Here is a 14270-nt window from a genome sequence, read left to right on the forward strand (position 1 = left end):
ACTCCGGCGGGGCGGCAGCCGGGGCCACCACCGCCTAGGGTCGAGCCGTGTATCCCGTCACCCTCACCGGCCCACGGCTCACCCTGCGTGAATTCCGCGCGGACGACCTCGACGCCTCGATGGCCGTCGTCGGGGACGAGGAGGTCGTCCGCACGCTCAGCTTCGACGTCCGCGACCGCGACACCCAAGCCCTACGGCTTGGTCAGGACATCGCCCGCGCGCGAACCGAACCCCGGCCCGACTATTACCTGGCCATCACCGACGGCACCGGCACGCTCGTCGGCTTCGCCCGCATGGGGCTGGGCCGCGACCGCAGCGGCGAACTCGGCTACGCCATCCGCCATGAGGATTGGGGCAAGGGTTACGCCACCGAAGCCGCAACCCTCATGATCGACTTCGGCTTCACGACCCTCAATCTGCGTCGCGTCCGAGCCGCCTGCGGCCCCGACAACCACACCTCGCAGCGCCTCCTCGCCCGCCTCGGTTTCACCCCCGACGGCCGCATCCGCAACCACGTCTACGCCAACGGCGCCTGGCGCGACTCCCTGCTGTACTCGCTTCCGAACCACCAGACGGAGGATGAGCCGCGGGAATACGTGGGAACAGTGCGGATCGAAGGCCGGCCGGAGATCCGTTTCAAAGTCTCCGCGCGTTCGGGCCCTGAGGCGCGAGCCCTGGCCGCCGACAGGTACGGGGAAGGCATCATCTCCGTCTGGAACGAGGAGGATGCGAGAAGGCGCCGGTAGATGTGGAAGCCGGGCGGTGGCGTGAAAGGAGATACCACATCGTGACCGCCGGGCGGTCTAGCATTCGGTCCATGGTGCGACTCCGTCCCCTGCTTGCCCTGGCCGTCGTCCTGTTTTCGCTGGTCGCCTGCACACGCGACAAGAACGAGGACACGGCGACCCTGCCGAACGGCGCCACGCTCGTGCAGGAGTGCGCCACGGCGATGCGTGAGGTCAAGACCACGCGGTTCCTGATCGTCGCCGACGGGGAGATCGCCGGGCTCCGCCTGCGACGGGCCGAGGGCACGCTGACCAGGGAGGGCAACGCGAAGGGCACGGCTCAGATCGACGAGTCCGGCTCGACCGTCGAGCTGGAGTTCGTGATCGTCGGCGACAAGCTCTACCTGAAGGGGCCGACCGGCGGCTACCAGACGCTGCCGCTCACGCTGGCGGCCACCGTCTACGACCCGTCGGCCATTCTCGACCCCGAGCGCGGCGTCGTCACCATGCTCGAATCCGTGACCAGCCCGGAGACCGAGGCCGCGGAGGCGGTCGACGGACGGGACGCCTGGCGGGTCGCCGCCAACACGACCGGCACCGGGCTGGCCGGGCTCATTCCCGGGCTCACCGGCACCATCCCGACGAAACTGTGGATCGCCGCCGACGACAAGCGCCTGCTCAAGGCGTCCTTCACGCTGCCCGGCGGCTCGGTCACGGTGACCTTCGAGGAGTACGACGTGCCGGCGGTGATCAGTGCGCCCTGACGCCACGGCCACCGTGCCGGTGGCGCGGCGCGGGATGGCGATCGGCGTCGGTGGCGCCGCCGTGCTGTTGGGGGCCCTCGACGCGTACGTCGTGGTGACCGTCCTCACCGACATCCTCGGCGACCTGCACATCCCGCTCAACCGGCTGGAGCGTGCCACGCCGATCGTGACCGGCTACCTGCTCGGGTACGTGGCCGGAATGCCGCTGCTCGGCTCGGTCTCCGACCGGTTCGGCCGCCGCGTCGTCATCGTCGCGTGCCTGGCCGGATTCGCGGTGGGGTCGGCGGTCACCGCCGGGTCCGGCGAGTCGCTGTACTGGCTGGTGGCCGGCCGCGTCCTCCAGGGGCTGGCCGGTGGCGCGCTGCTGCCGGTGACGATGGCTCTCGCCGGTGATCTCTGGACGGAGCGGCGCCGTCGCGCGGTGGCTCTCGGCACGGTCGGCGCCGCACAGGAGCTGGGCAGTGTGCTCGGCCCGATCTACGGTGGCGCGGTCGCGGCGCTGATCGGCTGGCGGGGCATCTTCTGGATCAACATCCCGCTCGCGGTCCTGGCCATCGTGGCGGTGCTGATCGCGCTGCCCCGGGAGACCATCGCCGGCCGGGAGCGGCCCGGCGTCGACGTGGTCGGCGGCATCCTGCTCGCCGCCGGGCTGGCCCTGCTCGTCGGCGGCCTCTACAACCCGGATCCGCGGCACTCGGTGCTGCCGGCCTGGGGTCCCGTCGCGCTCGGCGCGGCGGTGGCCGTACTCCTGATCTTCGTCTGGTGGGAAAGCCGGACCCGAACGAAGCTGTTCGATCCCACGGGCGTGCGCATGGCGCCGTTTCTCGCCGCGCTCGGCGCGAGTTTCTGCGCCGGCGCCGCCCTGATGGTGACCCTCGTCGACGTCCAGTTGATCGCGCAGACGCTGCTCGGCAAGGACGCCTTCGGCGGCACGTTGCTGCTCACCCGGTTCCTGATCGCCCTGCCCGTCGGGGCCCTGCTCGGCGGCGTGCTTCTCGCTCGCCTCGGCGAGCGGCTGGTCACCCTGGCCGGGCTGCTCACGGCGGCTTTCGGGTACGCGCTGATCGCGCACTGGCCGTCCGATGTGCTCGCCGTGCGCTACGCCGGCGTCCTGCCCCGCCCGGACACCGACCTCGTCGTCGCCGGGTTCGGTCTCGGCCTGGTGATCGCGCCGCTCGCCGCGGCCGTGCTGCGTGTCACCCCGCCGGACCGGCACGGCGTGGCCTCCGCGGCCGCGGTCGTGGCCCGGATGGTCGGCATGCTGCTCGGTGTCGCCACCCTGACCGCGTGGGGGCTGCACCGCTTCCAGACGTTGACCGCGACGCTCGACACCCCGCTGCCGTTCGGCGTCGACCCGGCCGAACACCGTGCCCGGCTCGCCGTCTACGAGGCGGCCGTCAAAGCCGCCCTCCAGACCGAGTACCGGGAGATCTTCCTGGCCACGGCTGGTGTCTGCGTGGTCGGCGCGCTCCTCGGGCTGTGGCTCTCGGGCACACCCACCAGGTCCACCCGAACGACCGCCGCCGGCTGACCCGAGGCCCGGCGACGGTCCGTTTTCGGTGGCTACTTCTCGACGAATTTGCGGAGGGTGGAGACCAGGGTGGACTCGTCCAGCTCCATGTGGATCTTGCGGTCGTCGGGGATGTCGCCCACGTACGGGCAGGAGGTGTCCTTCGCCTCGATCTTGGTGTCCAGGAGCTTCTTGCCGGTGGCCGTCTCGTAGACGTGCACTCGGTAGGTTGCCCGGTGCAGCACCGCCTTGCCCGTGTTCGGCCCGGTGTAGCTGCAGGTGCGGACCTTCGCGCCGGAGGAGACCCGGTCCACGCAGGCCATCAGCGCGATCGTCGTCGGGTCCTCCGGCGCCCAGGTGGTCTTGGTCGACTCCGGCTTCATGAACCAGGTGTAGAACATGGTGTACGGCAGGCGGATGCCGCCGCCCGTGTCGCCGTAGATCAGCACCGGGTGCGGCTTCTTGGCGGACCGCGCCGGCAGCATCGGCCAGTAGGTCTCGCCCCGGCACATCTCGTCCATGTCGAAGATGGTCGCCGGTGCGATGCCCTGCGCGACCGGGCCGGACGGGATCGGCTCCGCGCTCTCCGTGACGGCGGTCGACGGGCTGGGCCGGACGTCCCCGGTCGAGGAGGACGGGCGTGCCGCGGCGCCGGCCGCGGACGAGCCGGACGCGGTGGGGTTCTCCCGGCGCTTCTCGGAATCCGCCAGCACCGCCCCGGCCAGCCCGGCCGCGCCGACCAGGAGGACGAACGCGGTGACCGCCAGGATGGCGATCACGCCGCGCGAGAAGTTCTTCTCCGGGGCGGTGGCCGCGGTCGCCGGCAGGAGGGGCGGCGGGACGTAGCTGAGCGTCTCCAGGTGATCGACCGCCGCCTGGTCGGCGGGCGCGCCCAGGCCCTGGATCGGCTCCGGCCACGGGTCGGCCGGCGCCTGGAGCTCCGGCTGCCCGGCCGGCTGGGAGCGTGCACCGGCCCGGCTCGCCCACTGGGCGAGGGGCGCGTGCTCGGTCTTGTCGGTGTCGCCGGTCGAGGGGTCGTCCGGGGTGGTGTCGGTCGGCACCGGCTCCGGGGTGGCCGCGCCGGCCTCGTCCGAAGGCTCGGAGCCCGTCCCGTCCTCAGCCATGGTCCTCGATCAGCCTCTCCCTCACCCGGGAGGCGACTGTATCGAAAGACTTCTCCTCACCCCTCGCCGGGTGGATCAACGTGGGGTGAGACCCGGTCAGTCGTCCTCGGTGAAGACGGTTTCGCGGCGGCGGCGGATGGCGGGGAGGGCGACCACGATCAGGGCCGTGGCGGTCAGGAGCAGGAGCCCGGCGGAGATCGGGCGGGTCAGGAAGACGGTGGGGTCGCCGCGGGAGATGATCAGGGCGCGGCGCAGGTTCTCCTCCAGCAGCGGGCCCAGGACGAAGCCGAGCAGCAGGGGGGCCGGTTCGCAGCCGCACTTGATCAGGACGTAGCCGAGCAGGCCGAAGAAGGCGATCGCGTAGACGTCGTACGCGTTGAAGCCCAGCGAGTAGGTGCCGATCACCGCGAACAGCACGATCATCGGGAAGAGCACCTGGTACGGAATGCGCAGCAGCCGCACCCACATGCCGATCAGCGGCAGGTTCAGCAGGACGAGCAGCACGTTGCCGATCCACATGGACGCGATCAGGCCCCAGACCAGCTCCGGCTCGTCGTTGATCACGTTGGGGCCGGGGGTGATGCCGTGCACGATGAACGCGCCGACCATCAGCGCCATCACCGGGTGGGCGGGCAGTCCCAGGGTGAGCAGCGGGATGAACGAGGTCTGCGCGGCGGCGTTGTTGGCCGACTCGGGGCCGGCCACGCCCTCGATGGCGCCGTGGCCGAATTCGTCCCGCCGTTTCGAGATCCGCTTCTCGACGGCGTACGAGGTGAACGACGACAGCACGTGCCCGCCGCCGGGCAGGACGCCGAGGGCGGCGCCGAGTCCGGTGCCGCGCAGGATCGGGCCGACGATGCGGCGGCGGTCCTCCCGGGTGGGCCACAGGTGGGTCACCCGGCCGAGCAGGGCCGGGCGGTCGTGTTCGTTCTCCAGGTTGCGCAGGATCTCGGCGATGCCGAACATGCCGACGGCGACCGACACGAAGTCGATGCCGCCGTAGAGTTCGCGCTGGCCGAGGACGAATCTCGGCGTACCGGTGTAGATGTCCTGGCCGACCGTGCCGAGCAGGATGCCGAGCGCGACCATCGCGAGGGCTTTCAACGGCGAGCCGCGGGCCAGGGAGATCGAGACGACGAGGCCGAAGAGGACGAGCGCGAAGTAGTCGGCCGGGCCGAATGCGAGGGCGACGGCGGCCAGTGGCGGGGCGGCGACGGCCAGGACGACGGTGGCGACCGTCCCGGCCACGAAGGAGCCGATGGCGGCGGCCGCGAGGGCCGGCCCGGCGCGGCCCTGCCGGGCCATCTCGTGGCCGTCGAGGGCGGTGACCGCGGCCGACGACTCGCCGGGCAGGTTGATCAGGATGGCGGTGGTGGAGCCGCCGTACTGGGCGCCGTAGTAGATGCCGGCCAGCATGATCAGCGCGGTGACCGGCTCGAACGCGAAGGTGATGGGCAGCAGCATGGCGACCGTGGCGGTCGGCCCGATGCCGGGCAGCACGCCGACGGCGGTGCCGAGCAGCACGCCGACGAAGCAGTAGAGGACGTTCTGGAGGAGCAGGGCGGTGGAGAACCCGAGGACGAGGTTGTCGAAGAGTTCCATCACCAGCCCCACAGCGGGAGCCGCAGCTGGAGCCCGACGATGAAGACGAGCGTGGCGGCCATGGTGAGGCCGGCGGCCACGGCCAGGGCGGTGAGCGGCCGGACGCGCCGGCTCGCGAAGGCGGTGAGCAGCGCGGTGACGAACGACGTCGGGACGAAGCCGAGCACCCGGACGAAGACGCCGAAGAACACGACCGCCACGGTGACGAGCACGACGGCCCGCCACGGGACGGCCTCGAACGGCAGGTCCGAGCCGGCGAGGAGGCCCTTCACCAGGATCGCCAGCCCCAGGACGGCCACGATCGCGCCGACCAGCAGCGGGAAGTAGCCGGGGCCCATCCGCAGCGGGGTCCCCCGGTCGTAGCCGAGCGACCCCACCACGAACACGCCGCCGATCACGGCGAAGACTCCCCCGGCGAGCACGTCCGGGAGCGACCGTCGGCGCTGCATCTACGAGGCCTGTACGCCGGCGTCGGCGATGACCTTGCCCCAGGTCTGGATCTGTTCCTCGAGCTGGGCGCGGTGTGCTTCCGGGGTGGCGTCCGCGGCGGTGACCGGCGCGGTGCCGAGTTCCGCCATCTGGTCGATGACCGCCTGGTCGGCGAGTGCCTTCTGGAGCGCCCCGGACAGTTTCTGGACGATCTCCGGCGGCGTCCCGGCCGGCACGTACAGCCCGTGCCACACGCTCACCTGGAGTTGCGGCATCCCGGCCTCGGTGGTGGTGGGCACGTCGGGCAGGCTCGCGACCCGTTCCGGGGTGGTCACCGCGTACGCCTTGATCTTGCCCGCGGTGATCTGGCCGCTGGTGTTGGTGGTCTGGTCGCACATGACGTCGACCTGCCCGCCGACCAGGTCGGTGAGCGCCGGCCCGGTCCCCTGGTACGGCACCTCCTGGAGTTCGACCCCGGCCGCCGACTGGAAGAGCAGCCCGCACAGGTGGGAGGCGGCGCCCCGCCCGGCGTTGGCGAGGGTGACCTTGTCCTGGTTGGCCTTCACGTAGGCGGTGAGGTCGGCGAGGGTGGCGGGCGGGAAGCCGGGCCGGGCCACGACGGTCATCGGCACCTCGGTGACCAGCCCGATGGTCGCGAAGTCCTCGAGCGGCTGGTAGCCGAGGTCCTTGTAGAGGGCGGGCGCGGTGGACATGCCGATGTGGTGCATGAGGACGGTGTAGCCGTCCGGCTCGGCCCGGGCGACCTGGCCGGCGGCGACCGTGCCGCCGGCGCCCTCGACGTTCTGTACGACGATCTTGCCGCCGAGCGCCGCGGCCATCGGGTCGGCGATCATCCGGGTGACGGTGTCGGTGGGGCCGCCGGCGCTGAACGGCACGACGATGGTGATGTTCTGCTCGGGATAGCCGGTGGCGCCGCCATCCCCGCCGTCGTCGCCCGGGGAACAGGCGGCGGCGAGGGACACGGCGGCGAGCGCGGCGAGTATCCGCGGCCTGCGCGTACCCATGTTCTGACCTCCTTGTCGGAACCTTCCGGGATCTATCGATGACCGTATTCGTCTATCGACGTTGATCACTAGAGGTCTCCGGCGGACGGAGCGTCTTGCCGAGCGGGCCGCGCGCCGCTATGTTAATCGAAAATCACACATCGATGAATGTTGAAACGCCCGCGTAACACCGCGTACGGAGGGGTAAGCTAATGCAGAATCTCAGTAGACGACGTGTCCTCACCGTCGGTGCCGCCCTCGGTCTGGTGGGCGTGGCCGACCCCTCGAAGGCCTGGGCCTGGTCGTCGTCCGGCTCGATCGCCGCGACGGACACCGTCACCGACCCGTGGGGCGTCTGGGACGACGCCACCGACCCGCTGCTCGCCGACCTCCTGGAGAACGGTCAGGTTCCGGCCGTCAACACGGCGTTCGAGAAGTGGGTCCGTAACGGCGATCCGCTGCCGAGCGGCATCCCGGCCGCGCTCACCACCTGGATCCAGGCGCACAACCGGCTGCCGTCCTGGGCCGACCAGACCAAACTGGACCGGGCCGCCCAGTTCAACAAGCGGATGAGCATGTACCTCTTCCTGCTCTACGGCCTGGGCAGCGGCATCATGAGCACGGTCATCCCGCGGGAGGCGCGCAACGTCTACTGGTCCGAGGGCGGCGCCGTGATGAAGTCGCGGGCGGCCAAGACCTTCACCTACGGGTACGACCTGAGCGCCGTCGACGCCTTCAAGCCGACCGGCCACTTCGTCGTCACCTCGAACAAGACCCGCCTCACCCACGCCGCCGTCCGGCACCTGCTGCCGCAGTCCTCGCACTGGCGCGCGGTCACCGACGACCAGGACTTCATCCCGATCAGCAACGGCGACATCCTGATCACCTTCCACAGCCTGGGCACCTTCGTGCACGGCAAGCTGAAGTCGTGGGGCATCCGGATGTCGGCCGCCGAGGAGGAGGCGTTCCTGCACATGTGGCAGGTGGCGCTGCACCTGCTGGGCGTGCGCGACGACTTCATCCCGGCGACCTGGGCCGCCGCGAGACAGCAGTCGCAGTACGCTCTGACGCCGCTGCTCGCGCCCACCCCGGAGGGCATCGACCTGGCCGACATCCTGCTCGGGCTGACCTCGCAGGTGGACCTGGGCGTCACCCGGGGCTTCCAGCGCGAGTTCGCCCGCTACCTGCTCGGTGACCGGGTGGGCGACTGGCTGCGGCTGCCGCGCGACTACGCGTCCCGCGCGATCATCGAGGTCGGGTGGCCGGCGTACGTGGCGTTCCGGGAGGGGACCTCGGGGATCATCCCGACCACCTACTCGCTCTTCGACCAGTTCATCCGCGGCGTGGCGATGCTGTTCCTCAACAACGGGACGTCGGCCACGTACACGCCGATCACCATCCCGACGGCCAACCGGGCCGGCACCTGAGCGGTCACAGCATGAGGGCGCCGATCACCAGCGCGGTGACGGCGTCCCGGTGGCCGGGCGTGTTCTCCCAGCGCAGCGCGCGCCCGGCCTCCACCACCACGCCGAACCCGGCGTGCACCAGCAGGCGGGCCTGACGCGGGTCCAGCTCCGGCCGGGCGGCGCGCAACTGCTGCTCCCAGACCGCGATGTGCTCGCGCTGGGCGAGGATGAGCGGCCGCTTCAGGTGGTCCGGCAGGCCGGCGATCTCGGCCTCGGCCACGCTGTTGAGCGCGTCGTGCTCGAACTTGTAGGCGACGTACGCCGCGGCCAGCGCCACCACCGCCGCCCGCGGGCCGGCCGCGTGTTCCAGGCTCTGCTCCACCGCCTGCGCGAGCAGCCCGGCCGCCTGCAGGCACGCCGCCACCAGGATGTCGACCTTGCCCGGGTAGTGCCGGTAGATCGCCGACGGGGCGAGGCCCACCGCCTGCGCGATCTGCGCGTTCGTGACGTTGGCGAACCCGTCCCGGGCGAACAGCGGGACGGCCGCCGCCAGGATCTCGGCCCGCCTGGTCCGCGGCACCGGCGAGGCGGGCGGCTCGACCAGCCCGGCGCTGCCGGCGGCGGCCGACGGGTCGGTGGCCGCCACCCGCAGGGCCGAACCGAGCAGCAGCTCCTCGATCCGGCGCTGGGCGATCGAGGTGTGGTGCATGGTGATCGACCCGATGGCGCCGAGCGCCGCCACGGCCCGCAGCCGCGCCTCCGGAAGCGGGAACTCGCCGGCCACCAGCTCGGTGACCCGGCCCACCACCTGCTCGAACTTGGCCCGCAGCCGACGGCGGTCGGCGGCCTCCAGGTAGCGGGCCTCCCACCGGTACAGGCCACCGGAGGCGCGGTGCGCGACCGTCACCCGGGTGACCGCGGCGAACACGTCCCGCAGCGACCCGTCGACCGGCGACACCGGGGAGAGGGCCGCGACCAGCCGGTCCACCATCACCTCGGCGCACTCGGCGAACAGCGCGTACTTGTTCGGGAAGTGCCGGTACAGCGCCGCGGCGCTGATGCCCACCCCGGCGGCGATCTCCTCCATCGACGCGCCGTGGTAGCCGCGTTCGCTGAACACCTGACCGGCGGCCTCGACGATGAGTTGTCTGCGGTTGTGCGGTCGGGTGGCCGAAGCCGGACCGGCGGTCACCGCATCACCTGGTACCGGAGCATGAGCGCTAGTCAATCACAACGGCTCCGATGCGGCCGGTCACCCATTCGTGGAAGGCGCCGATGTGGTGCTCGGACGGGACCAGAACCCCACCCCGGGCGTACGCGCGGGAGCTCATCGCCGGCTGGCACCGCTCGCAGGCGTCGAAGTCCTGCACGTTCACCCGGTGGAACAGCTCCACCGAACGGGACACGTCGCGGCCGGACGCCACCACCTCTCTGGAGTAGAGCCAGTCGCACTCGACGATCGTGCGGTCGGCGGCGACCGGGTACATCCGGTGCAGGATGATGTGGTCCGGCACCAGGTTGACGAAGACCTGCGGCTTGATGGTGATCGCGTAGTAGCGCCGGTCCTGGTCGTCGGCCACCCCGGGCAGCTTCGCGAAACCCTCGCCGCCGTCGACCGTGAAGCCCCGGATGTCCGTGCCGAACGCGGCCCCGTGGCCGACGTAGTACTGGGCGGCGTACCCGTCGGCGAACTCCGGCAGCACCTCGGTCAGCTCCGGGTGGATGGTGGCGCAGTGGTAGCACTCCATGAAGTTCTCGACGATCAGCTTCCAGTTGGCCCGGACGTCGTAGGTGATGCGCCGGCCCACGTCGAGGCGGTCGATCTGGTACGCGTCGATCGCGCTCAGGGCGCCGAGCCGCTCGGTGACCGCGCCCGTCACGTCGTCGTCGAACGACGGCGGCTCGTCCGCCAGGCACACCCAGACATACCCGATCCACTCCCGCAAGTGGACGGTGACCAGCCCGTACTCGGCACGGTCGATGTCCGGCATCTTCGTCAGGTTGGGCGCCGCGACGAGCCGGCCGTCCAGCCCGTACGTCCAGGCGTGGTAGGGGCACTGGATGGCCCGCCGCACCTCACCGCTGTCCTCGGCGCAGAGTTTCGCGCCCCGGTGCCGGCAGACGTTGAGGAAGGCCCGCAGCGCGCCGTCGCGGCCGCGGACGATGACGACGCTCTCCCGGCCGACGTCGACCGTCCGGAAGCTGCCCGGTTTCGGCAGGTCGGCGGCCCGCGCCGCGCAGAACCACATGGTCTCGAAGATCCGCGACTGTTCGAGCGCGAAGATCGTGGGGTCGGTGTAGTAGTGGCCGGGCAGGGTGGGGATCAGGCTTGCGGTCACGGCCACTCCTCACGAGCGGATGCGTTCCATCTTCGGGTCGAACAGCGGCTCCGCCCGGACGGTCGCCGGCAGCCGCACGCCGAAGTACTCGACGGCCACCGCGGTGCCCGGAACGGAGAGGGAGGCGGGCAGCCATGCGTACGCGACGGTGCGGCCGATGGTGTAGCCGTAGGAGGCGCTGGTGACGTAGCCGGCGGGCGCGCCGTCGGCGTACACCGGCTCTTTGCCCATCACCACGGCCGAGGGGTCGTCGAGGGTGAGGCAGGTGAGGCGCCGGTCCGGTGCGGAGCGCCCGTCGAGGGCGGAACGCCCGATGAAGTCGCCCTTGTCCATCCGGACGGCGAAACCGAGGCCCGCCTCGTAGGGATCATTTTCGGTCGTCATGTCGGTGCCCCAGGCCCGGTAGCCCTTCTCCAGGCGGAGGCTGTTGAAGGCGCTGCGCCCGGCCGCGACGATCCCGTGCTCCTGCCCCGCTTCCCAGAGCAGGTCCCACAGTTTGAGCCCCAGGTCGGCCGAGGTGTAGATCTCCCAGCCGAGTTCGCCAACGTAGGAGAGCCGCATCGCGGTGACCGGGACCTCGCCGAGGTAGGCATGCCGCGCCCGGAAGTACTTGAGACCGGCGTTGGAGAAGTCGGCGCTGGTCAGCGGCTGGAGGACCGCGCGGGCCCGCGGACCCCACAGTCCGATGCAGCAGGTGCCGCCGGTGACGTCCCGCAACTGAACAGAATCGGGCAGGTGCCGCCGCATCCAGTCCTCGTCGAGCGGCCCGTTCGCACCGACCTGGAACGTCTGGTCGCCCAGCCGTGCCACGGTCAGGTCGCTGCGGATGCCACCGGCGACATTCACCATCAACGTGTACGTGACCGAGCCGACCGGCTTGTCCAGGTTGTTGGTCGTCAGGTGCTGGAGGAAGCCGAGCGCCCCGGGTCCGCTCACCTCGAAGCGCTTGAGCGGCGTCATGTCGTACATCGCGACGCGTTGCCGGGTGGCGGCGGCCTCGCCTGCGACGATCGGTGACCAGTAGCGGGCCGACCACTCGTCCCGTGGCGGTGTCTCGGCCGGGGCGTTCGACGCGTACCAGTGCGGCCGCTCCCAGCCGGCGCCCTCGAGGAAGACCGCGCCCAGCTCCCGCTGCCGTTGGTGGAACGGGCTGGTCCGCAGCGGGCGCGGGGACTCCATCGGCTGCAACGGGTGCACGATGTCGTACACCTCGATGAAGTTCTGTTTGGCTCTCTCCTCGATGTAGCGGGGCGCCAGCTGCACCGTCTCGAACCGGTGCAGGTCGCACTCGTGCAGGTCGATGCCGGGATCACCGTCCACGAGCCACCGGGCGACGGCCCGCGCCACACCGGCCGAGTGGGTGACCCAGACCGCCTCGGCCACCCAGAATCCGGCCAGTTCCCGGTGCTCGCCGAGCAGCGGGAAGCCGTCGGCGGTGAACGAGAAGACGCCGTTCATCCCCTCCTCGACCCGGGCGCCGGCCAGGTCCGGCAGCAGGGCGACGCTGTCGCGCCAGGCCGGCGCGAAGTCGTCGGCGGTGAACGGCAGGACGCTCGGCATGACCGGCGCCTCGGCCGGGGAGAGGAAGTCGTGGACCGGCATCGGGCGGTGGCCGTAGGAGCCGATGCCGAGGCGGTCGCCGTGCTCCCGGAAGTAGAGATCCCGGTCCTGGTGGCGCAGGATGGGCCTGGTCGCCTCCAGGACCGGGTCGTTCACGCCGGCCAGCGCGGGCAGCGGGCCGGTCGTCGCGTACTGGTGGGCCAGCGGCAGCAGCGGCACGGTGAGCCCGGCCATCCGGCCGATCTCCGGGCCCCAGAAACCGGCGGCGCAGACCACGATGTCGGCCGGGACGAAACCCCGATCGGTCTCGACGCCGGTGACCCGGCCGGCGCTCTGCCCGATGCCGGTGACGGTGTGCTCGCCGAGGAACCGGGCGCCCCGCTCGATCGCCCGGCGGGCCTGGGCCTCCACCGCGCGGACCGCCTTGGCCAGACCGTCCGTGGGCACGTGGAACCCGCCGAGGATCCGGGCCGGGTCGAGCAGCGGGTGCACGGCGGCGCACTCGTCCGGGTCGAGCAGCGCGGCCTCGACGCCCCACGAGGTGGCCAGTCCGTACCGGCGTTCGAGGTCGCGCAGGCGGGCCTCGGTGGTGGCCACCTCCAGGCCGCCGACCTGCCGGAAGCACCACTGCCCGTCGAGGGTGAGGCCGCCGAGCTTCTCCACCGTGTAGGTGGCCAGCTCGGTCATGGTCTTCGACGGGTTGGTCTGGAAGACCAGGCCCGGGGCGTGCGAGCTGGAGCCGCCGGGGGTGAAGAGCCGGCCCTGGTCGACCACGGTGACGTCGGTCCAGCCGCGCTCGGTGAGCTCGTCCGCCAGGGCACTGCCGACGACGCCGGCGCCGATGACGACTACCCGAGGAACCTTGGCCATGGGGATCCCTGCGTTTCGTGGAGCGCAACCGGATCTGGAATACGCAACAGCTTCAACGCACAGTCAGGCCCGCGTCAAGCCATGAATCCCATCCGCCCGCTCACCTCGCCGGCCGCGGCGATCACCCGCTTCGCGATCTCCGGGAACGCCGTCCGGTCCAGCCGGTACGCCGGGCCGGAGACGCTGAGGGCGGCGATCACCGAACCCGCGGCGCCCCGGATCGGCGCGGCGACGGCGTTGAGGCCCACCTCGTACTCCTCGCTCGTGGACGCCCATCCGGCCGACCGGACCGCGTCCAGTTCGGCGGTCAACTCGGGCACGCCGGTGAGGGTGGCGGGGGTGAACCGTTCGAGCGGCTCGGCGAGGACGGCCGCCCGGACGCTTTCCGGCGCGAACGCCAGCAGCACCTTGCCGCTGGACGTGGCGTGCGGCGGCGTCTGCCGGCCGACCCAGTTGTAGCTGGTCACCGAGGCGGCGCCGCGGCTCTGGGTGATGTTGACGGCGCGGTTGCCGTCCAGGATGGCGATGTTGACGGTCTCGCCCAGGTCGGCGGCGAGCCGGTCGCACACCTCGTGGCCCTGCCGGCTCAGGTCGAGCTGCGCGGCCACCGTCCCGGCGAGACGCACCACGCCGAGACCGAGCCGGTAGGTGCCACGCTCCTGGGCCTGCTCCACGAAGCCCCGGCTCTCCAGGACCGCGAGCAGCCGAAACGCGGTGGACTTGTGCACGCCGAGCTCCCGGCCGATCTCGGTGACCCCGGCGTTGCGCCGCCTCGCCAGGATCTCCAGGATGCTCAGGGCGCGGTCCACGGACTGCACGAGGGCGGGACCCGGCTCGGGCTCGTTGCTCATGACGCAACATTAAGGCAGGAATTTCCGGCAGGTTGCGAGATTCGACCGGTCTTGATCGCACTCTTGACTATCGATCAATCCCCCGA

Annotated in this window: 12 protein-coding genes; 4 read left to right on the forward strand and 8 right to left on the reverse strand. The window is 71.3% G+C overall.

The window, feature by feature from the left end; all coding sequences use genetic code 11:
- Positions 1–47 precede the first annotated feature (47 nt).
- The 3 genes from J5X75_RS26860 (at position 48) to J5X75_RS26870 (ending at position 3020) form a co-directional block, all read left to right on the forward strand.
- Entirely contained in the window at positions 48–746 is a 699-nt protein-coding gene (locus tag J5X75_RS26860) for a GNAT family N-acetyltransferase (protein WP_208470285.1), read from the forward strand.
- A 71-nt stretch (positions 747–817) separates the two neighbouring features.
- Positions 818–1489 carry an LppX_LprAFG lipoprotein gene (locus tag J5X75_RS26865; protein ID WP_208470286.1) on the forward strand — a complete coding sequence of 224 codons (672 nt, stop codon included), beginning with the start codon at positions 818–820 and terminating at the stop codon, positions 1487–1489.
- Complete coding sequence (locus J5X75_RS26870; RefSeq protein ID WP_307798275.1) at positions 1479–3020, forward strand: MFS transporter; 1542 nt, start codon at positions 1479–1481, stop codon at positions 3018–3020. Before J5X75_RS26865 ends, J5X75_RS26870 begins: the two co-directional genes overlap by 11 nt.
- A 32-nt stretch (positions 3021–3052) precedes the next feature.
- On the opposite strand, the gene J5X75_RS26875 is transcribed toward J5X75_RS26870, so the two are convergent.
- The 4 genes from J5X75_RS26875 to J5X75_RS26890 all read right to left on the reverse strand — a co-directional run bounded on the left by J5X75_RS26875 (position 3053) and on the right by J5X75_RS26890 (position 7179).
- Positions 3053–4123, reverse strand: a complete 1071-nt coding sequence (locus J5X75_RS26875) for a hypothetical protein (protein WP_208470287.1) — start codon at positions 4121–4123, stop codon at positions 3053–3055.
- Positions 4124–4219: 96 nt separating this feature from the next.
- Positions 4220–5725 (reverse strand): tripartite tricarboxylate transporter permease, encoded by a 1506-nt coding sequence (locus J5X75_RS26880; protein ID WP_208470288.1) that lies wholly within the window; start codon positions 5723–5725, stop codon positions 4220–4222.
- On the reverse strand, positions 5725–6174 hold the full coding sequence (locus J5X75_RS26885; protein WP_208470289.1) for a tripartite tricarboxylate transporter TctB family protein: 450 nt from the start codon (positions 6172–6174) through the stop codon (positions 5725–5727). The genes J5X75_RS26880 and J5X75_RS26885 overlap by 1 nt, the downstream gene beginning before the upstream one ends.
- Positions 6175–7179 carry a tripartite tricarboxylate transporter substrate-binding protein gene (locus J5X75_RS26890; RefSeq protein WP_208470290.1) on the reverse strand — a complete coding sequence of 335 codons (1005 nt, stop codon included), beginning with the start codon at positions 7177–7179 and terminating at the stop codon, positions 6175–6177.
- A gap of 191 nt (positions 7180–7370) precedes the next feature.
- Between J5X75_RS26890 and J5X75_RS26895 the strand changes: the two genes are divergently transcribed.
- Complete coding sequence (locus J5X75_RS26895) at positions 7371–8585, forward strand: oxygenase MpaB family protein (RefSeq protein ID WP_208470291.1); 1215 nt, start codon at positions 7371–7373, stop codon at positions 8583–8585.
- A gap of 4 nt (positions 8586–8589) precedes the next feature.
- Here J5X75_RS26895 and J5X75_RS26900 read toward each other — a convergent pair whose 3' ends face one another.
- From J5X75_RS26900 to J5X75_RS26915, 4 genes are all read right to left on the reverse strand, one after another.
- Positions 8590–9756 carry a TetR/AcrR family transcriptional regulator gene (locus J5X75_RS26900; protein ID WP_208470292.1) on the reverse strand — a complete coding sequence of 389 codons (1167 nt, stop codon included), beginning with the start codon at positions 9754–9756 and terminating at the stop codon, positions 8590–8592.
- A 28-nt stretch (positions 9757–9784) separates the two neighbouring features.
- Positions 9785–10903, reverse strand: coding sequence for an aromatic ring-hydroxylating oxygenase subunit alpha (locus J5X75_RS26905; protein WP_307798276.1), 1119 nt, complete (start codon positions 10901–10903; stop codon positions 9785–9787).
- A gap of 9 nt (positions 10904–10912) precedes the next feature.
- A complete protein-coding gene (locus J5X75_RS26910) occupies positions 10913–13333 on the reverse strand; it encodes a GcvT family protein (protein WP_208470294.1) in 2421 nt (806 codons plus the stop codon).
- A 74-nt stretch (positions 13334–13407) separates the two neighbouring features.
- Entirely contained in the window at positions 13408–14184 is a 777-nt protein-coding gene (locus J5X75_RS26915) for an IclR family transcriptional regulator (RefSeq protein WP_208470295.1), read from the reverse strand.
- Positions 14185–14270: the final 86 nt, after the last annotated feature.

Source organism: Actinoplanes flavus (assembly GCF_017592555.1).
GTDB lineage: Bacteria > Actinomycetota > Actinomycetes > Mycobacteriales > Micromonosporaceae > Actinoplanes > Actinoplanes flavus.

Bases quoted from the DNA above. Each gene is read 5' to 3' on its own strand.
- J5X75_RS26890 (WP_208470290.1), bottom strand. From the start codon at position 7,179: ATGGGTACGCGCAGGCCGCGGATACTCGCCGCGCTCGCCGCCGTGTCC.
- J5X75_RS26895 (WP_208470291.1), top strand. From the start codon at position 7,371: ATGCAGAATCTCAGTAGACGACGTGTCCTCACCGTCGGTGCCGCCCTC.
- J5X75_RS26865 (WP_208470286.1), top strand. From the start codon at position 818: ATGGTGCGACTCCGTCCCCTGCTTGCCCTGGCCGTCGTCCTGTTTTCG.
- J5X75_RS26885 (WP_208470289.1), bottom strand. From the start codon at position 6,174: ATGCAGCGCCGACGGTCGCTCCCGGACGTGCTCGCCGGGGGAGTCTTC.
- J5X75_RS26915 (WP_208470295.1), bottom strand. From the start codon at position 14,184: ATGAGCAACGAGCCCGAGCCGGGTCCCGCCCTCGTGCAGTCCGTGGAC.
- J5X75_RS26880 (WP_208470288.1), bottom strand. From the start codon at position 5,725: ATGGAACTCTTCGACAACCTCGTCCTCGGGTTCTCCACCGCCCTGCTC.
- J5X75_RS26910 (WP_208470294.1), bottom strand. From the start codon at position 13,333: ATGGCCAAGGTTCCTCGGGTAGTCGTCATCGGCGCCGGCGTCGTCGGC.
- J5X75_RS26875 (WP_208470287.1), bottom strand. From the start codon at position 4,123: ATGGCTGAGGACGGGACGGGCTCCGAGCCTTCGGACGAGGCCGGCGCG.